Source organism: Methylocella sp. (assembly GCA_037200525.1).
Taxonomy (GTDB): Bacteria; Pseudomonadota; Alphaproteobacteria; order Rhizobiales; family Beijerinckiaceae; genus Methylocapsa.
The window spans coordinates 1,431,825-1,453,026 of record JBBCGG010000001.1; the positions used below are offsets into that span (position 1 = coordinate 1,431,825).

Here is a 21,202-nt window from a genome sequence, read left to right on the forward strand (position 1 = left end):
AGGCCGCGCCCGCGCGGCCTAGTTGATCTTATAATCGAAATATTTTTCTCTGATCTTGGCGAACGCGCCATCGGCCATGCTCGCGTCCAGAGCCTTATCGAACATTGCTTTCAGTTCGACGTCCTCCTGGCGGAGGCCAATCCCGATGCCATCGCCGAAATAGGCGGAATCATGCGGGGCATCGGCGATGATCGCGCAGCATTGCGCCTCCTTGCGGGATTTTAGGAAATCGACGAGGGCGTCTTTGTCGCCGATAACGACATCGAGCCGCCCTTCGGCAAGATCGAGAATGGCTTCCTCAAGGGTCGCGTAAGGGTGGATGTCGGATTGCTTGTAGAGGTCCTCAAGATAGGTTTGATGAGCGCCGCCCGCCTCTACGCCAATGTTTTTGCCGGCGAGGCCGTTTGGGCTCGTATCCGTGATCTTGCTTTGCTGCGGGGCGATGAAAGCGGACGGCATGCGAATGTAGGGCTTCGTAAAAGCAATTTTCTCACGGGCCTCGTCGGTAATTTCCATCGCCGCCATGATCGCATCATATTGATGATTGAGCAGCCCGGGAATAAGCCCGTCCCAATCCTGCGTAACAAACCGGCAAGTGACTTTCATGCGGGCGCATAAATCACGTCCGAGGTCGATCTCAAATCCAGCGAGTTCGTTATTGTCGAGATAATTGTAGGGCGGCCGGGCGCCTTCGCTGGCGACCTTGATCTCCCGGACGCGCTCCTCCGATTTTGAAGGCGGCGACGACGCAAGCGTCAGGGCCATCAGCGCGAAGGATCCGAGCGCGAGGGATAGCAGCGCCGGGGCCGCAGCGGCTCTGGCGCGCAAGACGCGCAAAAGCAAGCCAAGAACAAGGCCGAGAAAAGCGTTCGCCAGCAGCGTATATCTCCTCGTAGGGCAGGGCTTCGAACGCCTCTTTCTGAGGTCGACGCGTCCTGAGTCGAACTTGACTATATAAGATCGAGGTAACTGTCCAAAACAAGGCAGGCTGACGCTTACGAGGCCATCGCGCGATTGAATGAGCGGAGACTATCGCCTATAGCATGATCTTGGAAAAGGGTGCGGACTTTTCCAAGATCATGCAGCAAATGCGGATAAGGAGCGGGACCGATAAATCGGTCGCCTTCCCGGATTCGTCAGCGGCTGCGAATGGAGCGTTCACAGAAATGATCAGCGAGAAAGACGTTCTCACCGCGCTTCAGGCCGTGCCCGGTCCTGATGGGAAGACGCCTCTGCCGCAGTCGGGCGCGCTCGCCGGTCTTTCGGTCAAGGAAGCCAAAATTTATCTCTCGATCGCGATCGATCCGAAGCAATCGGCGGCGATGGAGTCGATGCGAGTCGCCGCCGAGGCCGCGGTGAAAAAAATGCCCGGCGTCGCCAGCGTTCTCGTCAGTCTGACGGCGGACAAGGAGGCGGCGCCCCCTCGGGTCGCAAAGCCCGCGACCCCGCGAACCATTGCGATACCTGGCATCTCCAACATCGTAGCCGTCGCGTCCGGCAAGGGTGGCGTCGGGAAATCGACAACCGCCGTCAACCTCGCCCTCAGCCTTGCCGCGCTAGGCTGGCGCGTCGGCATTCTCGATGCCGATATTTATGGACCCTCGCTGCCGCGCCTGCTCGGCCTCAAGGGCAAGCCCGAGGTGCATGAGCGCATGATGCGGCCGCTCGAGGCCTATGGCGTCAAGGCCATATCGATCGGATTCCTGGTTCCGGAGGACGACGCCATGATCTGGCGTGGGCCGATGGTGATGGCCGCCATCCAGCAATTGCTGCGCGAAGTCGCGTGGGGCGAGCTCGACTGTCTCGTCGTCGACATGCCGCCCGGAACTGGCGACGCACAATTGACCCTGGCGCAAAATGTGCCGCTCGCGGGAGCGGTCGTCGTCTCGACGCCCCAAGATCTCGCCTTGATCGATGCGCGGCGCGGCATCGCCATGTTTAACAAAGTCGCCGTGCCGGTCCTCGGCATCGTCGAAAACATGAGCTATTTTCTGTGCCCCCACTGCGGCGGTCGATCGGATATCTTTGATCATGGCGGCGCGCGGCGAGAGGCTGAACGCTATGGCGTCCCCTTTTTGGGCGAGGTGCCGCTGCATATGGGCATTCGCGAACATTCCGATTCAGGCCGGCCGATCGTCGCGGCCGATCCCGATGGCGCGCACGCCAAAGTTTATCGCGACATCGCAAGGCAGGTTAAAGCGCGGCTGGAGCAGGGCCTCGCGCGCGCCGCGCCGAAAATCGTCATCGAATAAGCAGGAAACCGGGATGCGATCGCTTCGCGCTGGGGCGATCATGCGGCTTGCCCGCTAGCCGCCGGTGACGTTCATGTGGCGCGCGACTGCTGGCTTCACGCCGCTGCGATCGATGATGAAATCATGGCCCTTGGGTTTGCGGGCGATGGCGCCTTCGATGACTCTGTGCAAACCAGCGTCGGACTGCGAGGCGCGCAGCGGCGTCCGCAGATCGGCGGCGTCCTCCTGACCAAGACACATGTAGAGCGTGCCGGTGCAGGTGACGCGCACGCGATTGCAGCCTTCGCAAAAATTATGCGTATGCGGGGTGATGAAGCCAAGGCGGCCGCCGGTCTCGCCGACGCGGACGTAACGGGCCGGGCCGCCGGTTTTGTAATCGATCGGATGCAGCGCATAGCGCTCCGCCAATTGCCGCTCGACAAGGCTCAAAGGCAAGAACTGGTCGGCGCGTTCGGCTTCGATCTGCCCGAGCGGCATGACTTCGATCAGCGTAAGGTCCATGCCCCGCGCGTGCGCCCATTCAAGCATAGGCGCGATCTCGTCGCCATTGCAGCCATTCAGCGCGACCATATTGATCTTGACCGCAAGGCCGGCCCTTTGCGCCGCGTCAATGCCTTTGAGGACTTGCGCATGATCGCCCCAGCGCGTGATCGCCCGAAACTTTTGCGGATCCAGCGTATCCAGCGAAACATTCAGACGGCGCACGCCGATCGCCGCGAGCTCCGCGGCGTGGGGAGCCAGTTGCGATCCATTGGTGGTCAGCGTCAGCTCCGATAGCGCCCCGGATTCAAGATGCCGCGCAAGGGAGCGGAAAAAGCCCATGATATTGCGCCGCACCAACGGCTCGCCGCCGGTAATCCGCAGCTTATGAACGCCGCGGCCGATGAAGGCCGAACACAAACGGTCCAGTTCCTCCAAGGTCAGGAGGTCGCGTTTCGGCAGGAAATTCATATCCTCCGACATGCAATATACGCAGCGCATGTCGCAGCGATCAGTCACCGAGAGCCGGACATAGGTAATTAGGCGTCCAAACGGATCGACAAGGGGGGCTCCTACTGGCAGCGGATTGCCCTCAAACTCCGAGATTGCAGCGGCGATCGTCATGTTTTTTTTGCGTTTACCTATGCCTAAGCGGGAGTCTGACGACTATACAGGTAAGATGGGGCCGTGTGAAAAAGTTTCGAGACAGGGTGAGGCGATGAGCGAAATGGTGCATTGGCCGAGCGAACTGCGCCTGAAGGAAAACGGCCGGGTCCTTTACGTCCAATTCGAGGGCGCCCCGGCCTACGCCCTCGCCGCCGAATATTTGCGCGTGATGAGCCCAAGCGCGGAAGTGCAGGGGCACAGGGCGGAAGAGCGAGTGACCGTCGGCGGCAAGCGCCAATGCGCCGTGATCGGAATCGAACCGGTTGGAACCTACGCAGTGCGGCTCAGCTTCGACGATATGCACTCGACCGGCATCTACACCTGGGACTATCTCTTTGAACTCGGCTCGCGTTACGAGGAGAAATGGGCTTTTTATGAAGCCGAGCTCAAGGCCAAGGGCCTTACCCGCGACCGCGCCGGCCAGGCTTGAGCCGGAGCCCGTCCTTATTGGACGATGACGCGGGAGCCAACTTTGACGCGATCATAGAGGTCGACGACGTCTTCGTTGGTCATGCGGATGCAGCCTGAAGATACGGCTTGGCCGATGGTCTCCGGCTCGTTCGAACCATGGATGCGATAGAGCGTGCCGCCGAGATACATGGCGCGGGCGCCGAGCGGATTGGACGGCCCTCCCGGCATGAATTTCGGCAGATCAGGCCGGCGGCGCAACATCTGGAGCGGCGGCGCCCACGACGGCCACTCGCGTTTCATTGCGACGGTCTCGGAGCCTGACCACGAGAACCCAGGACGTCCGACGCCAACTCCATATCGGACTGCCTGATTGCCAGGCAGGACATAGTAGAGGCGGCGCTCTTGCGTCGAGACGACGATCGTGCCCGGCGGATAATGGCCGTCATAGACGACAATTTCCCGCGGCGGCGCAATGGCGCGCGGGCGCGCCTCGAGTTCTTCGGTCTGTTGGCTGGGCGGCTGATAATCATAGGCTTCGCCGGGCGTCATTAACGAAATGAGGGCGACCCCGGACGCTGCGCCGCTTATGGCCAGAAAGCGATGGCGCATTCGTTAGCGTCCTCGACATCGATCAGATTAGGCTTCGAATCGCCGCCGCGGCGGCGCCTTTCCGCCATGATCAGGCCTTGGCGCCACGCTGGCAAGCGTGGGCATAACGGCGCCGCGAAGCTTTTCTGTTTGGAGGTTGACCGATAGGCAACGTCCGCTCCAGCAGTCATTTGTCTCGTGACGCCGGATAGCCTATCGGCTAGAATCATGACGAACGGCCGTGTTTCCAGGCGCTAAATCATGATCATTGAGCTGAAGAACTTCATGCCTTTTTCGACGCCGATGTCATTTGCCACTTTCTTCGTGATTTGGTTCATCGTGCTGTTCGCGGTGCTGCCGTTCGGGGTCCAATCGCAGCAGGAGTCGGGCAATGTCGCCGCCGGCACGGATCCGGGCGCGCCCGTCGCGCCGCGGCTTTTCATCAAGGCGCTGTGGACGACGGCGATCTCGGTCGTCGTTTTCGCCGCGCTGGTTGTCTTCGCGCATTATGCCGAGGCCTGATATTGGAATAGCTCGATCGTTTTGACTGCGGTTCTATTGACGCTTCGCGCTGATGAGGTTACTTGACCATCTCTCCTTGGAGAGCGTGTAGCTCAGTTGGTAGAGCATCTGACTTTTAATCAGAGGGTCATGGGTTCGAGCCCCATCGCGCTCACCAAAGGAAATCAATGAGTTAGTATAATTTTTAGGGTTTACGCAGAGATCTTTTTGACCTTGCGGACCCCACGCGGACCCGGCGAACGCATTTTCGGTGTCCGGCTCGCTCGCCATCATGAATGGTAGCGCTGCGGACGGACTCCTCGGCCCAATCAGTGCTCCAAGCAGATAGAACACGCCTCGGCCGGGAATTGCCGCGCGGCTTTTCGGATTTCTTCCTCAGTATTTCCTTGAGCCCCTTACCGCGCTGAGCATCTACCTGAACTGCTCTTTCAGAGCGGCCAGTGGCTTCGGAGGTATCCTTTGTGAACCGATGAGCCGCATTGTTTGACTTCGCAGAATCTGCGAAGTCAGACTTGGTCCTGCCGGCGCGTCCTCCCGTTCCCCGCCCTACCCTGGTCTCCGGATATAACTCTTCGTAAATCTCCTTCTTCCGTGCCGTCGCCATGGCGCGCTGGGGAAGCGTCAAATCTTCCCGAACGAGGTTCTCGTTTCCCCAACTAATGGCCCGGCTTAGCGCCGGGCTTTTTTTGTTCGTCATCTACGCCAACGAGAGGCGATATCGCTCACCAGCGGCGCCCGTGATGCCCCCTGCGGACCACAACAGTTGTGAGTGGTGTGACCATTTGGCCACAAAGTACGAAATTCTTACTTACGCTAAGTTGAAGTCATACATCATTGTTTCTTAAGCGAAATGGGTTCAGTGGGAGGGGTGACTCTACTAAGGAGAAAATTATGATCCGTCGTATTTTACTAGCTTCGGTCGGCGCAGTGACGCTGGCCGGTTCCGCTCTCGCAGCGGATCTTCCCTCGCGCGCTCCGCCGCCGGTCTATCTGCCGCCGGCGCCGATCTTCACATGGACCGGCATCTATGTCGGTGGTCAGGTCGGATATGCCTGGGGCAACCAGAATGTAAGCTCCAACAGCGGCTTCGGCTCCGACAGCTTTAGTTCAAACAATGACGGCGTCATCGGCGGCGCGCATGTCGGCTATAACCTGCAGTTGAGCCAATTCGTCATTGGCCTCGAAGGCAGCGTTGATGGATCAAGCCTGAACAAGAGCATTACCCGCGGGGGATTTGTACCGGTCACCTATAGCGCGAACCTCGGCGTTCAGGGCTCCGTCCGCGGCCGCGTCGGCTATGCCTGGGATCGCGTGTTGTTGTACGCCACCGGCGGCGTCGCCTTCGGCGGAGTCGACAGCAGCCTTTCGTCTCCATTTGGCTTCGACAGTGCTTCGGATACCCGCGTCGGCTGGACGGTCGGCGGCGGTCTCGAATATGCAATCACCAACAATTGGTCGATCCGGGCCGAATATCGCTATACCGATCTCGGTCACGCATCGATCTTCGCGGCCAATTCGTTCAACGATCCGGCTATCGGCGGCGGCGGCGGCTTCTCCAATCGCCACATCGTCGAGAACCAAGTGCAGGTCGGGTTTAGCTACAAGTTTGATACCTTCGCTCCGCCCGCGCCGATTGTCGCCAAGTACTGAGATCTAGATCGTTGTCTTTTCTTCAGGGGAAGCAGGAAGGCGCGGCCGAAATGGCGGGGCCTTCTCATCTGAAGCTCTTGGGCGTTTCTTCCCCGTTGGTTTGACCAGGGCGGAGTTTTCTTCGCGCTGGTCAAAAAAAGGCGGGCGTCCAAAGCCCCGCCGGGAACCGGGCCGTTTCGCCATCCCCTTGAGCTTCTCCTTTCAGGTTATTCGAGGCCCAACGATCGTGATCCGGTAGCTTTTATGTTGGCTGCCCCCGCCGCTCCTTAAGATCCCCGGCGGGGGTTCTCGTTCAAAGGGCTCGGTCTCACGTACCCGGCGCTGTCAGTTCCGCACCGCACCTTGTATCTGCCGAAGATTATCGCCAGCTGCCCGTTCTTTCGAGGTCATCAGTGATCCGCGGCTGGTTGCTCAATCGCCCCGTTCGAGTACCCTCTACTGCTCCTGTGAGTTGCGGAGCATTCCAATGCCAGATTTCAAAGATATTGAAGGAAATGAAGAAGACGGACATGCCGCTTCCGCTCGTCAAGCATTTGAAAAGCTAATAATTGAAATTCTCCGTGGGCTCGGGCAACAGAATGACGACGGCTACGGCACAACCATAGCCCTTATAGATTTGGTCAAAAAATTGGGTGAAGCACACGTGCCGCTTGGCCCCCTTATCGGCGAAACGATCGCTGAATTAAGGGATTCGGCCTTTGTCAAAAGCCAATCCGAGCGCGAAACTGAAATGAAGTCGGTGTTGGAAGCGGCATTGAAATTGACCGTCGAATATTTGGCCGAAGATGGATTGGCAAAGGGGCGGCAGTCAAAACGAGACACCGCTCTCAAACAAGCTATCGAGGAAGCACTATTATCCTCTGAGCGTAGATCGCGGGACGCGGGATGGAGCTATCTGCAAACGCTGAGCGACCGCGTCGGTAAATGGCCACCGGGAAAGAAGTGATCCTAGACCGTTCGCGTTGTTGACGCTCCATCAAGTGGCCAATTTGGCCACTTGAATACACGATGCCGTGAAGCGACGAGGTCACGCAGCGCGCGGCTTTGCGAACTCCCTTTCGCGCATTTGGCTCATACGAAGAATATCGGCCTTGATAGCGTCGAGCGCCGTCAGCGCCAATAGCTCGGACCATGAGGCTTCGCCGTGCTTGGTGATGCAATAATTAACGACTTCAAGCTTGCGGAATATCATCCATTCATAAGGCACCGGCGCGGTTAGGATGAGCTGCATCAGCTCGTCCTCTCGCCGGCAGAGCTCGGCCTGTTCGTCGTCTGGTGCCTCCTCGGCAGCAGACATGCGCAGTTGCAGCCATTCGTCGAAATCCGCCTCGAATTGAAGGCGAGTGGCATAATCCGCTTCCCAACGCTTTCCCTCGTCTTCGGTCTCTTGGAGATGGCCGGGAGTCGGATGGACTCTTCGAAACTCTCTGGCCTTGGCCATCGCTTCTTCACGTGTCATGTTCAGGCCTCCTCTTTGCGATGAGCCTGACGCAGAGCCTCATAGTGGGCGGTTTCCATCCAGCCGTCCTCGTCCGCCAAATAATCAGCCTTTGCGTCCGCGTCGGTGAGAGTGGCGCAACGATGTGCGCAGACGACCATCAAGGCGTTATATTCGGCCTCGTTAGCGAGCGCCCGCGCGCGGTCTAATCCTTCCAGATCGACTGATTGTCGAACCTCCGTGGCTTTCGCAAAGGCCTCGTCAACCAGGCGAAGAGTGTCCTTCTTGGCAGCCCGGAAGGCTGCTGTGAGCTGCTTTTGGACTTTCAAGGAGAGCGCGTCCTTCACACCTGAAAAGGCAACGACCTCATGGCTTTTGCACTGGCTTGAGATTCTTTTCTTACATGCTTCAACACCCTCGGACATCTTAATGTCGTCTAAAAAGCTGCTGAGCGTGACCGGTAGATGCTCAGGGCACGAGGCGTGGATGAGTTCCGTCGCATCCCCGTGTGCTTTTTCGGCTTCCAGGGCGGCGCCTTTCGTTACGCGATGATCCTCTATTAACCGGCGAAGGTCGGAAGAAACTGCTGCCTCACGGCATGAGGCGGGAACGGCCGCGAGCGAGGCGCCGCCAGCAATCCCCATCCCCAGTTTTGCCAGCGCTGATCTTCGGTTCAGATTTGGCAAGCCGGTATCGGCTGCCGGAACTGTGTTGTTCGGCATTGTGGTTGCTCCTTGATATCCTGAAACGAATTAGATACAGTGTGTCAAAATATGCATATTGACTTGTTAGTCAAGAGAAATCGACACGAGGTATCAATTTTGACGCCGATTCAATGCAAGATGGCCCGCGTTGCGCTTGGACTCGGCGTTCGGGAATTAGCTGCGGCTGCAAAAGTGGCGCCCGGAACCGTCACCCGATTTGAAGGCGGCGAAGAATTGAAAGAACGAACTGTGGACGCCATGCGTCGCGCCCTTGAGGCCGCTGGCCTCGAATTCATCGCGGAGAACGGCGGAGGGGCTGGCGTAAGATTGAAAAGGAGAGGCGGCAAACGAACCGGCGACGTCTGTACCGTCGAGGATTTGAACAGCGAGAGTGATGAAGACTGATTTCGAGACGGTACACCAACACAAGGCGCCATCGCCCTAACCGTGATCGCGTGAGGTCGTGACGAGCCCGCGCGAAATTATCGAACTCAACTTAGATGCCATCGAAAACTTGGTGATCGAGCGGTATCGGCAGCGCACTTACACGATAGGACAGATGAGCGGGACCAGATATTTGCAAATTGTTTTGGAATTAGCGGATTTGAAAAATGCGAATCTCGTGCTGCCCGCGGGTGCGGCTGCAGCCGGCTTTGATGCAACAGGCGTCACCGCACCTGCGGGCGGCGCTGGAGTAAGGTCGAAGAAGGACTAAGCGGCGATGAGCATTTCCGAACCGAGCTCATTGGCTCTGCGGCCGCAAACGAGCCTTCATTGCAGCTATCACGACGGCATGTTCTCGCATGAACCTCGATGGGAAAGTCGCGGCGGCAAGAGCGACGGATTTTTGCGCGCCCTTGAACACAGTTATGAGATTGAGGCGACCTGCTTTCACGAAGCTGGCCATGCCGTCATAGATTACGCGCTTGGCATGGGCTGCGCTTCTGTCTCAATCGAGGCCAACTATGCTATTCAAGCCGACGGAAAGCTTGGCGTGAGATACGGCGGGCTCGCTATGCCTTCAGCAAGAATGGCGCAGAAGTCCGGCCGGCAAATCAAGCGAAACGTTTGGAACGAGGCAATTCTCATCTTCGGGGTTGTCAATTGCGCGGGACCAGCGGCGGAACGGAAGTTCAGGTTTCTCCACGACATGCCGCAGCGACTCCTTTTTGCCTCGGAAGGAGACCACAGCAATGTAGATGCCGCGGGAAAACGCCTCGAAATGTCGGGCCGCTGTAGCTTCGCATATAGGAGGCTCACCTGGCGAGTTGCTCAGCGCTATCTCGATCAAGAGGCGGTTTGGGGGGCTATAGAGGTCCTCGCAGACGAGCTTAACCTCGAATGGTCCAGGGTCGATCCCGATGGGACTGAGGAACAACCGAAGGCTGGAGATCAGATCAAAGCCGTCGTCGACGGGCGTCGAGCCCGCACCTTGATGCGACGGGCGGGCGTCCGTCCAGGAATGCTCGGAATAATGTTCGGATAGACGCAGCCGGCGTCGAGTTCATCGCCGAGAACGGCGGTGGGGCTGGGGTCAGGCTGAGAAGAAGCAAGAAGCAGGGCAATTCGTCTGTAGACGGCCAAAACGAATTTTAACAGGCGGCAGGGGCCCACATCGTGCCGCCCAAGTCGTTTCGCAACTGATCATTCGGTAAACCGACCCCGCTGCCGAACTATTTGTCTATTTGGCGGCAAAAATGTGTTATTACAACGACAATTGCGCACAGAATGCGCTAAAATGGGAGGGGAAAATGTCGGCAGTAATTCCTAATTTGACCGCAAAAGATTTAGCTGCCCATCCCGGGTCCAGACAGAAACAGATAACTGCGCCAGCGGCCTTTACGATAAACCATAGTGGAGACGGCCGTGGTCCGGGGTCATATGTGACCAATTTCACAGCATATATATCTCAGTCGGTGGATCCTATTCGAACTTACCTCTCGATTAGCTATCACATCAGCAACATTGATTGGAACAATGATCACGGACGCCCGGTTTCAGACACTTCGATTACTGGGTTTCTTAAAAGCAATGGCGTTAATATTCCTGACCCGAGTTTTACGTGGGGAGCGGGGCGATACCACTGTTGGTACCCTAGCGGCAAAAATATTCCATATACTTGGCCTATTGAAGACTTTTACGACATTATCGACGAACTACATCTCGAAGTCTCTCCCATAACCGGGCCTATTGGCCCATGTTAACGTGCGGTTATCCGCGCTGCCAGTTACCTAAAACCGGACAGCCCGCTCTATAAGGCTTCCGGCGAAATAGTTAGTGAATATAGGCGAAGTTCGACTATTTAACCGTAACTTTCCAGTGCCCGCCCTTATCCTCAATGTCGTAGGAGTATCTAAATCTATTGCAAATCAATGCAAATCCATGAGACATAATAAAAGGCCGCACGCCGCTAATAGAATCACAACGGTAGTCGTTTTCCTTCACGAGCGTCACGAGCTCATTCATTAGTTCTGAATTCCCTTTAAATTCATCATATATCGTAGCGTCAGACTCAATTGGAACGATAGTAGCGGCGATTTTAGGAACGTCATCTGCGGCGGCGGTAGGCGTTTGCGGAAGTAAAGGTGTGTATCCCGCCGGTGGAACGTAGGCGGAGCGGCCGCTCTCTACGGGCACTGAGGCAACCGGCGCGGGAGCTGATGCCGTACTTTGCACCGGACGGTCGGCGCTAGCCTCAGACAGTATGCGGAAGCTCATCCAGCCTTCGTGGTCCCAAGGCTCCTGAACCGATTTAAAGCTAACCCAAGCCCAGGTGATTCCGCGAAAGTCAGACTGGCTCAGACCGCACCACTGTACGGTCGACCCCTGGCTTAGCTTCCATAGGCCATTGCCTGTTAGGCTAGGGGTCGCACGAACCCACCCGAAGTCGGCAGAGCCCATCGGTTCGACCGATTCCTGCATGCACTTCTCGTGGGCTGTGGTTGAGGCGGAGAAGGCGGGCGTTGAGCACAGCATCAGAACGGCGGTAGCGTGCGCTAAAATTGTCTTAAGCTTATCCATTGAAATTACTCGAAATAAATAAGATTAATGCGTGGAGTTTGCGCGCCGTGAAGCCCAAAGTAAAGAGGACGCCTCACTGGTTGGCCGCCATCGCTGCAAATTGCGCGGACCCCTGCGGATTATTGGCGTAGGCCTCGAATATACTGACCCAGCTGGCGGCATCGGGCTGCCTGAAGTTGCCGCAGTGACGGATGCTGCTGACGGTGAAGCCGCCCTGGAATGTGAGGCCCTGATTCACCGCCTGTGAGTTATTTCCCTGAACGTTTGTGATCAGCGTTTTAGGTAACGTAATGACGCTATTAAATTTGATGTCCCCACGCATCACAGTCTTGAACTGGATCTTGAAGGCCTCAATCCACGTGGGCTGGCCGATGAGATCCTCATATGCGATTACAGGGGCGGTAACCGGCGTGGTTCCGTCCACTGCGTCGATCCCGCCGGCAGTGTTGAAGTTCAAACTGACGCCGGAATAGGACGGACCCAAAATCTCCTGGCTTATCCGCCGAAGGTACGTCCCGAACTGCTCCAGATTCCCATGATAGCCAACCTCATCCTGGGCATAGACCAGCATCGGGCTAATCTGCACATTGACCTGCGTGCCTGGGTACGCCGTCCGCAGCGCATTCTGCAGCGGCTGAGACAGCGGCGTTCCCTTCTTCCAATTCAGAACGATGTTTTTTGGCGGCGTCTTCGGATTTGGGCCGATCGATGTCGGTGCATTAAATGGCGTCGTGATTACGAAGTCCTGGGTCTGGTCCGTGCCGATCCAGTTTGCGAAACATTGCCAGACTGAGCCCGTTACCAGAACGCCCTGCTGCTGTGGTTTGGCAAGCGGGAGACCAGCGCTCATTCCTCCCCTGACCGTGATCGGTTTACCAAACAAGCTCTGCGACTGCGAAATCGCCGCTAGACCGATGCCCCAAATGCGGACATAGGAACCAGCCGCGGGAACATCTGATGCTTGTACCTGAATATCCATCTCGACATTGAGGGCGCCGGGATCGAACTTGCCATTCACCAGCGAGGTATAATGCGGGCCGCCGCCGACGTTGATGTCATAGTATCGCATTCGGTTTCCTTATCGCGTGAGGAATGGCCAACGTGGACGCAAAATCTGCGGTCACGTGGCTATTGGACCATCCGGCTCGCTACTCGATATTCGGAGCCCGGTGAGCCACAGCGGCGAGCAAATTCGCGGTCAAACATATCCAACGCGGCGTATCGCCATTCCAAGTCGGCGCTCTGGACATCGCATTCTGGATCGTCATCCAACTGACTGTGGATGGCGTCGAGTTCAACGATGCGATTGACGATCGCCTCCTCCAGCCCCGCGATATCGAGACTGGTCGCGCGATCCCGCAAGGTTGCTATCATGTTGTCACTGAGCATTTGATCTCGTCTCCAGAGATTGAATTGGGGCGGGAGCCTAATTGCTGAGTTCTTGGATTAGGACGAGCCCGCCAGCTCCTGCGCCGCCAGTTCCTGGGCCAGAACCACCGTTGCCGCCGGAGCCGCCGCCCCCGGGAAAGTTACCGGGGCTGCTTAAAGTGCTGCCACCGCTACCCGTTCCGCCGTAGGCGAGAGAGGTGCCGAACGAGGCCCCTCCAATTCCCGAAAAGTTGTCATTGCCGTTAGTTGTGAATCCGATGCCGCCGCTGTTGCCGGCAAAGCCGAATCCACCCGTGCCCCCGGTTCCTCCTGGACCAGGAACGCCAGGTGACCCGCCATGACCAGGATTTGCGGTGATGAACGACCCGAACGAGCTCGACGTGCCGTTCGCTCCCGCCGCGCCGCCCGTGCCCACAGTGACGGCAATGGTTGTCCCAGGGGTTATCATAAAGACGCCCTGTCGATATTCACCGCCTCCGCCACCCGCTCCCGCTACATGGCTGCCCGCGCCTACATTCTGGCCACCGCCGCCGCCACCCCAAATCTGGACGAAGACGCGTGTAACGCCCGCTGATGGCGTGTAAGTTCCCGAAGTCGAGAACCCGATAACCGTATTCGCGGTCGGCGTGATGATTGGATTCGGAGAGGCGATGACAAAGGACGAGCCGTTATAGACGACAACAGCCAGATTACCGCCGACAAACTCGCCGCCGGTCAGTGTCGCCAGTCCGCTGCCCGTCACCTTATCGACAATGACGTTGCCGAAGCTGTTGACGTTTATGGTCGTCGCGGTGGTGTTATCAGAGGCAACCGGAAACATCAGTGGGACGCCCAAGAGATCGGCGTAAGACGTGCAATTAGGAACCGTAAGAGCGATGGCGTTGCCTGTGCCAGTCGCTACGCCTACCCAGGTCTGTTGGTCAGAAAAGCTCACCTGTAAAACTCCATAATGGCAATTAAAAAAGCGCGGCCCCCGGCTCTGGAAAGACAGCAAAGCAAGCCAGGAGCCGCGCAGTTTTCGCCGATCTACAGCTCCGGGGAAAAGAGGAAGCAGAACCCCGAGGCGAGATCTAAGCGAACTGGTTAAACGCTTTCCTTCGTCATGAACCTAGTGACGCGGCGAGCTGGACGCTTCATTGACTTAATGAAGCTCGTCCCGAAAAACTCGGTGCTGCGGAAGCCGGTCACCGGGTCGATTTTGGTGCGCTCCATGAGCCGACCTTCGGGGACAATCGGGTTGTGGGACGCAGCAACAGCGTCGGCATAGATCCTGGCCTCGAAGGCATCAAAGGCACCATCGGGAATCGCCCGAATATCCTTCGGTTCCACGTCCTTGAAGGACGGGCTATATTGCAAATACGGGAACATCATGCGATTGCGGTAAGCTCGTACTGACTCGCCATCCATAGGACGTGGAGCAGACGAACCAAAGGCCTGAGCCACCGCATCAGCGCGACCCTGGGCGTCAGCGAGCGTGGCGCGATGAGCTGCATCCGCAACGATGTTGGGCTTGTCGTCGGAGCCTTCGTCGTCTTTCTTGGCTGCGTCCTTTTTCTCGGGGGACTCGCCAAGCGCTGCAATTTTTCCTTCCAGCGCATCAAGCTTGCTCATGCAGGCGTCGAGAGCAGAGAGCACTTTCTCAGGCACAACAGCCGCTGCTTCGGCGTCCTTCTTGGCCTTGTCGGCTTTCAGGGTAGCATCGATCTCGGCGGCTTTTTTCTCTTGTTCGGTCATAGTTTAAACTTCCTTGGGTTCTGTTTGAGTTTCAGTTTCGGTGATTTCAACGCCTGGACCGTTTTCACCATTGGATCGGGTCCACACGCCATGATTTCCCGCGCCCGTGTAGACAAGCGCGAGGTGGTCGATGAGCAGAGGCTCGCCTTCGACAATCATGGGAATGCCATCGATATCGACTGTTGCCGACGCTCCCGGTTCGAGCAGCACGCCGGGGCTTGTGTCGAACATACCGCCTGCAATCATTGAACAGGCAGTGCTATCCAGGACTCGAGCGACGCCCCAGAGCTCGTCATTTCGAACGAACGAATGGACCACCATGCCGACACTGCGCTCGCCAAAAAATCGAGATGTCAGCGCGTTGTCAGCGGGGTGTTCAATAACCACAGGCAATCCGAGGACTCGCCGGCGCATTTCGTCGGATAGCCAAACGTCTGGGTCTCTGAAAACATATTCGCTGAGCGAAGGCCGATAGGCGCAACCAGTCCCAGAGAGTCTCAACGCGACATAGTCGCTGTTGGCAAAGCGCGTCGGAGAGGGCATCTCGCCCGAGGCCACGGACAATGCCACATCGAGCTCGTTCATTCGGAGCCGTCCCAAGAGCCATCGTGGGCGCGGAGCCGGTCTTCACGCGGCTGTATTGGCCGCCCCATTGAGAATTCAGCAATCTCGTTGTCCTTATTCTCGAAGAGCCACCCCTCAAGCACGCGCCCGACAAGCCAGCTCCGCGACACCCCCAACCGCTTCGCAAAAGCGTCGAGCTGCAAGGTCAGGTCTGAATCGAGGTAAATCGAAGCGATCTTCTTTCCGCTCGATTTGATATCTCTGTGAGTAGTTAATTCATTTTCCATCACCACTATCTAGTATAAGTATTGTTATGTGTCAATATTGACGCATGACTGCACAATACATCGCGTGTCATGTACTGGCGCGTTCTGACGACTAGTGGCGACTTAATCTATCTAATTATTTATTGTCTTTTTTGATGAAGCGGCGTGAGAGCGTCGCTGAGGACTCTTCGAGCTTCTTCTTTGCGGCCAGTTCCATCAGGTCAGCATAAGTCAGGCGCTCGACCGCTACATCAATCATCGCCTGCTCAATCCGCCGTAGTCGCGTTTCATGATTATCAAAACGCGCGGCGATGAACACCGCGTCGGCATCATTACTCATCGTTGTCTCCTTGCTTTGTTTGAATGTCATTGGCTATTTAATCCTAAAACGATCGCATAGACCGACGCTGCCCGTAGCGGGTCATCAATGAGGTCTGCTCCGCCGCTGAAATCGAGCGCTCCACCGATTGGACTGGAGCGACCTTTGGTCTCGACGATTCCGGTAACCTTGACTGACCCGGCCGAAATGTGAGACGCGGCAGAGAGCTTCTGTTGGGTGACATCCTCCATGTGCAGCGGGATGGCATGCACGGCGTTGGAATTTAGGCCACTGCGAATCGCCAAAGGCAGCAGGTCCTTTGTGGCAAAAAGACCAGGTGAGCCGCCCCTCGCTCCGCACTCTGCGATGAGCTCAAACAGCCGCTTGATCACGTCCTGAAACAACCCATGCCGAATGTGGCCAACCTCGAAGTCGACGATCACCAACGGCGTGCCAAAGTATCTCGATCGCGCGACACAGACAGTCGCAACCAGCCCCGACTTGTCGACAGCCATGACGGCGAAGACAAAATCGCATTTCGTCGGCGTCGGCGCCGGGGCTTCAGAAACGAGCAAGTCGCTCTGCCGAACCAACGCAGGCCGTCTGTCCAAATCCAAGCCAACGAGGACCCCAGCTACGACGTTTGAGATATCATCCTTGCCGCCGGGGCTGTGATCGACGCTGTCCCGGCCCGAGCGGGCTGTACGTCTCTCCAAGCCCACCAGCTGGGCTGACAAGCGTTGATGCTCCAAGAGCTCGACTCGCTTGGCGTTGAGCAATGGCAGCAAGTCCAGGTATAGGTCGCTTTTTGGGCGAGCACTTTGTTCGAAACTGATTCCGTGCTCATTGAACCTCGCTTTCGGCCAAGCGCCGGCATATCGATCGCCAACGACGCGGGTTATCCCGTAGCGCCGTAGCAGCTCGACGCATTGCTCAACGGCTTGCTCAGGGTCAAAGGGCGCACGTATCTCTAACAATGCGTCAAGGATGCAGATAGCGACGCCGACGGCACTGGTTTCGAGATGGCCCACAGCCAAAGTCATTGAATCGCCAACTCCGCCCGATGGATCGACAAAGGCCGCGTATGTCGTGCCTGGAACGAAGGGCAGCTCACGCCTGCCGCTGATAGTCACGGCGTTAACGATTTCTAGACTAACGAAGTCCGCCAAATCATCCCGGAACTCAGCACCGTATTCTGCGCGGGCTGCTTCCGGGTCGGATTCGTATGCCTCCGCAATAATTGCCGGATCAATGCGTGGGTTCATCGTCGACGTATCGGCTTTCCAGACCAGCACTCGGGCGTCGTCCTTGCCGTAGTGGCGGCGATAGGCGTTGTATAGCTCGCCCTTCTTCGCGTATGGCGACGAGGCCAAGAGCAACATGGAGCCGGGCAGCGACGCCATGCCGGGGCGGAGAGCGCGCAGGATTTCGGTATCGGGATTCGCACTCGACTCTTCTAGGCGCCAGAAGGCGATTTCGTCAGCCAGAACTGCCGCAAAAGAATAACCGCGCGTTGTACGGAATGACGCCGTCGAGATCTCGATCACCACGCGATTGGACAACGTGATTGCTTCGTTGGTTTCATCCTCAACCAGCGTCGCCAGCAGCGGGACAGCTTTGAGCAGCCCTGACACGTACCGGAAGATGCTACGCGCCTGTTGCCTGTTAGCGGCGAGTACGGCGACCGTGGCCATTTCGCCCGGCGCCAAATGCGGAGTATAGTCCCGACAGGCCAGATAGACGGCGATCAATGCAAGTACCCGCGATTTGCCCCCGCGACGCCCCACGATGAGCGCAGCCTCGGAGGACGGGGACGTCGGAGCCACGGAGCGGCCCGTACAGGCCCGATAAGCCTCTAGCTGGGCCTCGGATAGCGGCAAGCCAAACAAAGCCGCCAGGAAGGCTTTCCAACCATCCCAGCTATCGCCCTTGAAATGCGGTGCGAACAGTGCTGGGTCGTGGAGCTCGTCAATGATGGTCCGGTTCATTGGTCGCCTTCACTTTCGGCCTCAGCCTGCATTCTGCGATAGTCTAGAATCGTAAGCGGCTTGACCGTCTTGGCCACACGCTGAAGCCCCAGGCGAGACGCACAGCGGCCAAGCCTGTCCGTGAGGGAGCCCAGCAACTCAAGATCGACATCACGGCCGGCTACCGCCGCAGCCTCGATGAGCTCGCATTGGATTGATAGGATGGCTGCTCTTCGCGCCAATTGACGTTGGAGCTCGCTCAAATGGTCGGAGCCGCCGAGGTCCAAGAGAATCTGTTCAAGGACATCGGAGAACCGCCTGGCAGCCGCGGAACGGCCATCAACGGTGTCAGGAGCAAAGAGGCGACTGCCATTCGATATCGCGCTACGGTTCTGTGCCGATTTGCCAGCTTTCGGGGCACGAGCGGCTACCGTCTTGCTAGCGACCTTGGGTATAGTTTCGTCGGTCATTTTGGTCCTTCGTGGGTCCGCATGGGGTCCGCATTCACATCAACGTCCGATGCGTATGCGCTAATAGATTGATATTGAACGTGTTTACATGTTGGCAGCCACTTATCATTGGTAAGCGGCTCTGCCGTTGGGCTGCGAGTCCTCGCAACCTTGCGGTCACGTCAAATCCAGACGAGCGCGTCACTTGTGGTGCCTCAAACGACCAGCCCCTTTGCTGTCCTGAGGTTCTCAAAAGGCTTTCCGACTGAGCATGACCTTTTGGAGGAGCCTCTACGGTCGAGATTGAGGGGAACAAAAGGGAACAATGGGAACAATGTGCCTTTGTGTTCCGGGTGCCTTGGGGCGGAACAAAAGGGAACACACCCTCTAAAAGGGTGTTCCTTGTTCCTCCCATCTGTTCCCTTCAGGAAGTCGGCCATGCGAACGGCTCCCAAACTGCGACGTGCCTGTCGGCAACGAGGGCTTCGTGGGCGCGCTGAAATGCTTGGCGGCGAGCGCGAGGTTCATCCGAGCCGCTGACGCCGTGGCGATAGGCGTACTCTCTCCATTGATCGGTCGTGACGCATTTGACACCGGTAGGAATGTGATTTGATGCCGGGGGAATCTCTCCGACCTCGCCGATGGCTTTCTGAAGGGCGACGAGAGCAATACTCGCTCCCTTTGTGCATTTAGGTCTGGTCTTCTTACGTGAGGGCTCAAGACCCTCGACGGCTGCGATGACACATGAGGTGATGGCTTCCCCGTCCTCGTCGAAGCCGACCTCAACGACTTCAAGCCTGCTCGCTATTTCGTCGCCCTGGGCGCCATCCTTCATAAGATCCACACTGGCGACGATGTTGTCCGTCGCATCACGCTTGACAGAGATTTGAGCGTCGACAGCCCCCATGAGACTGCCGTGGCCGCGCGGACGGCTGGCGTCGTGGCCGCAATGATGGACGATGATGACTGAACACTTGAAAGCGTCTCTGATGGCGTCGGCCGCTTTGACGTAGGCCGCCATATCCCGGTCATCACTTTCCGAGCCCAACAACGACCTATTTAGGGTATCGATGACGACGACGCCGGGTCCGGCTGCCCCCAGCGTACCGCGAATCGATGCGACCAGGGCCGCATGGTCTGCTACAAGGGTCATCGGCGACGCCATGAGATGGAACGGAACTTCAATTGAAGTCTCCGCTAGTCGACTCACGCGAAAGGCCTCCACACGAGCTCTGAAGCCGTCCGCACCCTCAAGGGCGCAATAGACAACATGCCCTTGCCTGACGCGCCTGCCGCGATACTCCCAACCGAGCGCGACGTGCATGACGAGGTCAAAGACAAAGAATGATTTCCCGCACTTCGGTGGTCCCCATACGACTGTGAGACCGACGCGGGGAACCAAGCCTTTGATGAGATAAGTAGGCGTGGTATCGATCGCGATCTTCTCGAACGGAACAAGTCGGAATCGCGGCACCGATTGAGCGGCGACTCCGCTGTTGCCTGTTGAGCTCGCCCACCAAGCGTTTTTCCTTTCTTGCGTCCAGTCTTCATATCCAACCGGCGCGACATTCATGGGGGATGGATCTTGAGTGGACTCCATCATTGCGCCCACCCATTTTCGTTCTCCGTCCATACAGCAATGCGGATGCCGTCTCCGTGTCGGCTGCGGACGAGCTTGACCCATTCATTCACACGCGACTGCCTCGTAGAAATGACGATCGAATGCCGGCGCAGTTCTCTCGCAACCCTCACAGCCTCCTGGTACGCCTGTGGGGATTTCCGAGCGATGATCGTGACCAAGGCGGCTATGTCGAAGAGTTTGGCCAAAGAGTCCGCATCAAATCCGGCCGGCCCTGCGTGGTCGGCATCGGTATCGAATATTTTGACGACAGTCGGCTTTACGAGCGATGCCGGAGTAAAGGGTTGGCCGCTCAACCAATCCTGCAGAACAGGTATGAATCCGCATTGATCATCGCGGACTGCGGCAAGGATCAAGTGACTCGTCTTGCTGCCTTTCGCGATCATCTTGGCGGCGGTAGCCTCTGAGCAGGTAGGAAGGCGTACGGTCATTCGGCGCCTCCATTTCGGAGTTCGCCGATACGCTGACTCACGAGCACCGCCGAGGTCACGTGCGCGGACAGGAATTTCAGCTGGCGCGCAATGCCTGCTGTGTCGTTAATTGTCGCGAAGGTCTTGATCAGCGTTACCTGATGGTCGACGTGGTTCATCCGCTCGTAGATGCGATCGAGCAGGGCATCGATAGTATCGATGCTGTTTGCATCAACAGGTGGCGAAGTTTCGTTGCCAGCGACGCTCATGCGTCACCGCCCAATTTGGCAACGTGGCCGCGCAAGGCGCCGATTAACGCTTGCAGATCGTGGTGCGAGGGTGTAAAAACAGGAGCTGGAGATGCCGCCAAGCAATCCATTCCGAAGCCGGTTCCCGTAGCAAGCGGGGCCGGCTTCTCTCTTTTATCGGCCATCGGTCAAACAGCCTCCCGCGCGAGTTCGTCAGCGCGATGCGCGAAAGTGCTGGCTTGAGCCCAAGCCTCTGAATCGCTCAGGCGATAGCAGATGCGTCTAGGCCCAATTCGGACCCACTTCGGTCCGGCGCCCGTTATCCGCCACCGCTGCGCGGTTCGCGGCGCAATATGATATCGCGCGCAGAATTCATCTTCAGTCAGGTAGCGATCGTCTTCGGTAGTCATTCGTACTCCGTCAGTTCCGCGGCTCGCCAAGGGCCGCCACTGACAGAATAGATAGCAAAGAGCTTCCTAGATTAG

Annotated in this window: 24 protein-coding genes and 1 tRNA gene; 9 read left to right on the forward strand and 16 right to left on the reverse strand. The window is 57.5% G+C overall.

Going from position 1 to position 21,202, the window contains the following annotated elements:
* Positions 1-18: 18 nt before the first annotated feature.
* Entirely contained in the window at positions 19-843 is an 825-nt protein-coding gene (locus WDN46_06795; GenBank protein ID MEJ0093132.1) for a transporter substrate-binding domain-containing protein, read from the reverse strand.
* Positions 844-1,166: 323 nt separating this feature from the next.
* Here WDN46_06795 and apbC point away from each other — a divergent pair, with 323 nt between their 5' ends.
* Positions 1,167-2,252 carry an iron-sulfur cluster carrier protein ApbC gene (apbC, locus tag WDN46_06800; protein MEJ0093133.1) on the forward strand — a complete coding sequence of 362 codons (1,086 nt, stop codon included), beginning with the start codon at positions 1,167-1,169 and terminating at the stop codon, positions 2,250-2,252.
* Positions 2,253-2,306: 54 nt separating this feature from the next.
* Here apbC and moaA read toward each other — a convergent pair whose 3' ends face one another.
* Positions 2,307-3,356, reverse strand: coding sequence for a GTP 3',8-cyclase MoaA (moaA, locus tag WDN46_06805; GenBank protein ID MEJ0093134.1), 1,050 nt, complete (start codon positions 3,354-3,356; stop codon positions 2,307-2,309).
* A gap of 94 nt (positions 3,357-3,450) precedes the next feature.
* Here moaA and WDN46_06810 point away from each other — a divergent pair, with 94 nt between their 5' ends.
* Positions 3,451-3,828, forward strand: a complete 378-nt coding sequence (locus WDN46_06810; protein ID MEJ0093135.1) for a DUF971 domain-containing protein — start codon at positions 3,451-3,453, stop codon at positions 3,826-3,828.
* A gap of 14 nt (positions 3,829-3,842) precedes the next feature.
* Here the strand turns inward: WDN46_06810 and WDN46_06815 are convergent, their stop codons facing one another.
* The gene (locus tag WDN46_06815; GenBank protein MEJ0093136.1) at positions 3,843-4,358 is read right to left on the reverse strand and encodes a L,D-transpeptidase; all 516 of its coding nucleotides are present in this window, start codon (positions 4,356-4,358) and stop codon (positions 3,843-3,845) included.
* A gap of 324 nt (positions 4,359-4,682) precedes the next feature.
* Between WDN46_06815 and WDN46_06820 the strand changes: the two genes are divergently transcribed.
* The 4 genes from WDN46_06820 to WDN46_06835 all read left to right on the forward strand — a co-directional run bounded on the left by WDN46_06820 (position 4,683) and on the right by WDN46_06835 (position 7,515).
* Complete coding sequence (locus tag WDN46_06820) at positions 4,683-4,919, forward strand: DUF1467 family protein (protein MEJ0093137.1); 237 nt, start codon at positions 4,683-4,685, stop codon at positions 4,917-4,919.
* Between the two features lie 81 nt (positions 4,920-5,000).
* Positions 5,001-5,076: transfer RNA gene (locus tag WDN46_06825), tRNA-Lys, on the forward strand.
* A gap of 734 nt (positions 5,077-5,810) precedes the next feature.
* Positions 5,811-6,569 carry an outer membrane protein gene (locus tag WDN46_06830; protein ID MEJ0093138.1) on the forward strand — a complete coding sequence of 253 codons (759 nt, stop codon included), beginning with the start codon at positions 5,811-5,813 and terminating at the stop codon, positions 6,567-6,569.
* Between the two features lie 466 nt (positions 6,570-7,035).
* A complete protein-coding gene (locus WDN46_06835; GenBank protein MEJ0093139.1) occupies positions 7,036-7,515 on the forward strand; it encodes a hypothetical protein in 480 nt (159 codons plus the stop codon).
* An 81-nt stretch (positions 7,516-7,596) separates the two neighbouring features.
* Here WDN46_06835 and WDN46_06840 read toward each other — a convergent pair whose 3' ends face one another.
* On the reverse strand, positions 7,597-8,028 hold the full coding sequence (locus WDN46_06840; protein MEJ0093140.1) for a hypothetical protein: 432 nt from the start codon (positions 8,026-8,028) through the stop codon (positions 7,597-7,599).
* A 2-nt stretch (positions 8,029-8,030) separates the two neighbouring features.
* Positions 8,031-8,729, reverse strand: a complete 699-nt coding sequence (locus tag WDN46_06845) for a hypothetical protein (GenBank protein MEJ0093141.1) — start codon at positions 8,727-8,729, stop codon at positions 8,031-8,033.
* Positions 8,730-8,828: 99 nt separating this feature from the next.
* On the opposite strand from WDN46_06845, the gene WDN46_06850 reads away from it, so the two are divergent.
* From WDN46_06850 to WDN46_06860, 3 genes are read left to right on the forward strand one after another with little or no spacing between them, the layout of a single operon-like run.
* On the forward strand, positions 8,829-9,116 hold the full coding sequence (locus WDN46_06850; protein MEJ0093142.1) for a transcriptional regulator: 288 nt from the start codon (positions 8,829-8,831) through the stop codon (positions 9,114-9,116).
* Between the two features lie 58 nt (positions 9,117-9,174).
* Positions 9,175-9,426: a hypothetical protein gene (locus tag WDN46_06855; protein ID MEJ0093143.1), complete on the forward strand. Its 252-nt coding sequence runs from the start codon at positions 9,175-9,177 to the stop codon at positions 9,424-9,426.
* A gap of 6 nt (positions 9,427-9,432) precedes the next feature.
* Positions 9,433-10,197, forward strand: coding sequence for a hypothetical protein (locus tag WDN46_06860; protein MEJ0093144.1), 765 nt, complete (start codon positions 9,433-9,435; stop codon positions 10,195-10,197).
* A 1,608-nt stretch (positions 10,198-11,805) separates the two neighbouring features.
* Here the strand turns inward: WDN46_06860 and WDN46_06865 are convergent.
* The 11 genes from WDN46_06865 to WDN46_06915 form a co-directional block, all read right to left on the reverse strand.
* Positions 11,806-12,801, reverse strand: coding sequence for a hypothetical protein (locus WDN46_06865; GenBank protein MEJ0093145.1), 996 nt, complete (start codon positions 12,799-12,801; stop codon positions 11,806-11,808).
* Between the two features lie 59 nt (positions 12,802-12,860).
* Positions 12,861-13,121, reverse strand: coding sequence for a hypothetical protein (locus tag WDN46_06870; GenBank protein ID MEJ0093146.1), 261 nt, complete (start codon positions 13,119-13,121; stop codon positions 12,861-12,863).
* 37 nt (positions 13,122-13,158) lie between these two features.
* A complete protein-coding gene (locus WDN46_06875) occupies positions 13,159-14,055 on the reverse strand; it encodes a hypothetical protein (protein MEJ0093147.1) in 897 nt (298 codons plus the stop codon).
* A gap of 149 nt (positions 14,056-14,204) precedes the next feature.
* Positions 14,205-14,855, reverse strand: a complete 651-nt coding sequence (locus WDN46_06880; protein ID MEJ0093148.1) for a hypothetical protein — start codon at positions 14,853-14,855, stop codon at positions 14,205-14,207.
* A gap of 3 nt (positions 14,856-14,858) precedes the next feature.
* Entirely contained in the window at positions 14,859-15,440 is a 582-nt protein-coding gene (locus WDN46_06885; GenBank protein ID MEJ0093149.1) for a DUF2213 domain-containing protein, read from the reverse strand.
* Positions 15,437-15,706: a ribbon-helix-helix domain-containing protein gene (locus WDN46_06890; protein MEJ0093150.1), complete on the reverse strand. Its 270-nt coding sequence runs from the start codon at positions 15,704-15,706 to the stop codon at positions 15,437-15,439. The genes WDN46_06885 and WDN46_06890 overlap by 4 nt, the downstream gene beginning before the upstream one ends.
* A gap of 115 nt (positions 15,707-15,821) precedes the next feature.
* A complete protein-coding gene (locus WDN46_06895) occupies positions 15,822-16,025 on the reverse strand; it encodes a hypothetical protein (GenBank protein ID MEJ0093151.1) in 204 nt (67 codons plus the stop codon).
* 26 nt (positions 16,026-16,051) lie between these two features.
* The gene (locus WDN46_06900; GenBank protein ID MEJ0093152.1) at positions 16,052-17,992 is read right to left on the reverse strand and encodes a hypothetical protein; all 1,941 of its coding nucleotides are present in this window, start codon (positions 17,990-17,992) and stop codon (positions 16,052-16,054) included.
* A gap of 852 nt (positions 17,993-18,844) precedes the next feature.
* Positions 18,845-20,023, reverse strand: coding sequence for an AAA family ATPase (locus WDN46_06905; GenBank protein MEJ0093153.1), 1,179 nt, complete (start codon positions 20,021-20,023; stop codon positions 18,845-18,847).
* Positions 20,020-20,490 (reverse strand): hypothetical protein, encoded by a 471-nt coding sequence (locus tag WDN46_06910; protein MEJ0093154.1) that lies wholly within the window; start codon positions 20,488-20,490, stop codon positions 20,020-20,022. The genes WDN46_06905 and WDN46_06910 overlap by 4 nt, the downstream gene beginning before the upstream one ends.
* Entirely contained in the window at positions 20,487-20,738 is a 252-nt protein-coding gene (locus WDN46_06915; GenBank protein MEJ0093155.1) for a hypothetical protein, read from the reverse strand. Before WDN46_06915 ends, WDN46_06910 begins: the two co-directional genes overlap by 4 nt.
* Between the last annotated feature and the right edge of the window lie 464 nt (positions 20,739-21,202).

Coding starts and splice junctions, on each gene's coding strand:
- WDN46_06815 (MEJ0093136.1), bottom strand. CDS start 4,358: ATGACGCCCGGCGAAGCCTATGATTATCAGCCGCCCAGCCAACAGACC.
- WDN46_06865 (MEJ0093145.1), bottom strand. CDS start 12,801: ATGCGATACTATGACATCAACGTCGGCGGCGGCCCGCATTATACCTCG.
- WDN46_06885 (MEJ0093149.1), bottom strand. CDS start 15,440: ATGAACGAGCTCGATGTGGCATTGTCCGTGGCCTCGGGCGAGATGCCC.
- WDN46_06845 (MEJ0093141.1), bottom strand. CDS start 8,729: ATGCCGAACAACACAGTTCCGGCAGCCGATACCGGCTTGCCAAATCTG.
- WDN46_06860 (MEJ0093144.1), top strand. CDS start 9,433: ATGAGCATTTCCGAACCGAGCTCATTGGCTCTGCGGCCGCAAACGAGC.
- WDN46_06830 (MEJ0093138.1), top strand. CDS start 5,811: ATGATCCGTCGTATTTTACTAGCTTCGGTCGGCGCAGTGACGCTGGCC.
- WDN46_06905 (MEJ0093153.1), bottom strand. CDS start 20,023: ATGATGGAGTCCACTCAAGATCCATCCCCCATGAATGTCGCGCCGGTT.
- WDN46_06880 (MEJ0093148.1), bottom strand. CDS start 14,855: ATGACCGAACAAGAGAAAAAAGCCGCCGAGATCGATGCTACCCTGAAA.
- WDN46_06835 (MEJ0093139.1), top strand. CDS start 7,036: ATGCCAGATTTCAAAGATATTGAAGGAAATGAAGAAGACGGACATGCC.
- WDN46_06890 (MEJ0093150.1), bottom strand. CDS start 15,706: ATGGAAAATGAATTAACTACTCACAGAGATATCAAATCGAGCGGAAAG.
- WDN46_06895 (MEJ0093151.1), bottom strand. CDS start 16,025: ATGAGTAATGATGCCGACGCGGTGTTCATCGCCGCGCGTTTTGATAAT.
- WDN46_06915 (MEJ0093155.1), bottom strand. CDS start 20,738: ATGAGCGTCGCTGGCAACGAAACTTCGCCACCTGTTGATGCAAACAGC.
- WDN46_06840 (MEJ0093140.1), bottom strand. CDS start 8,028: ATGACACGTGAAGAAGCGATGGCCAAGGCCAGAGAGTTTCGAAGAGTC.
- moaA (MEJ0093134.1), bottom strand. CDS start 3,356: ATGACGATCGCCGCTGCAATCTCGGAGTTTGAGGGCAATCCGCTGCCA.
- WDN46_06910 (MEJ0093154.1), bottom strand. CDS start 20,490: ATGACCGTACGCCTTCCTACCTGCTCAGAGGCTACCGCCGCCAAGATG.
- WDN46_06900 (MEJ0093152.1), bottom strand. CDS start 17,992: ATGAACCGGACCATCATTGACGAGCTCCACGACCCAGCACTGTTCGCA.
- WDN46_06870 (MEJ0093146.1), bottom strand. CDS start 13,121: ATGCTCAGTGACAACATGATAGCAACCTTGCGGGATCGCGCGACCAGT.
- WDN46_06820 (MEJ0093137.1), top strand. CDS start 4,683: ATGCCTTTTTCGACGCCGATGTCATTTGCCACTTTCTTCGTGATTTGG.
- apbC (MEJ0093133.1), top strand. CDS start 1,167: ATGATCAGCGAGAAAGACGTTCTCACCGCGCTTCAGGCCGTGCCCGGT.
- WDN46_06810 (MEJ0093135.1), top strand. CDS start 3,451: ATGAGCGAAATGGTGCATTGGCCGAGCGAACTGCGCCTGAAGGAAAAC.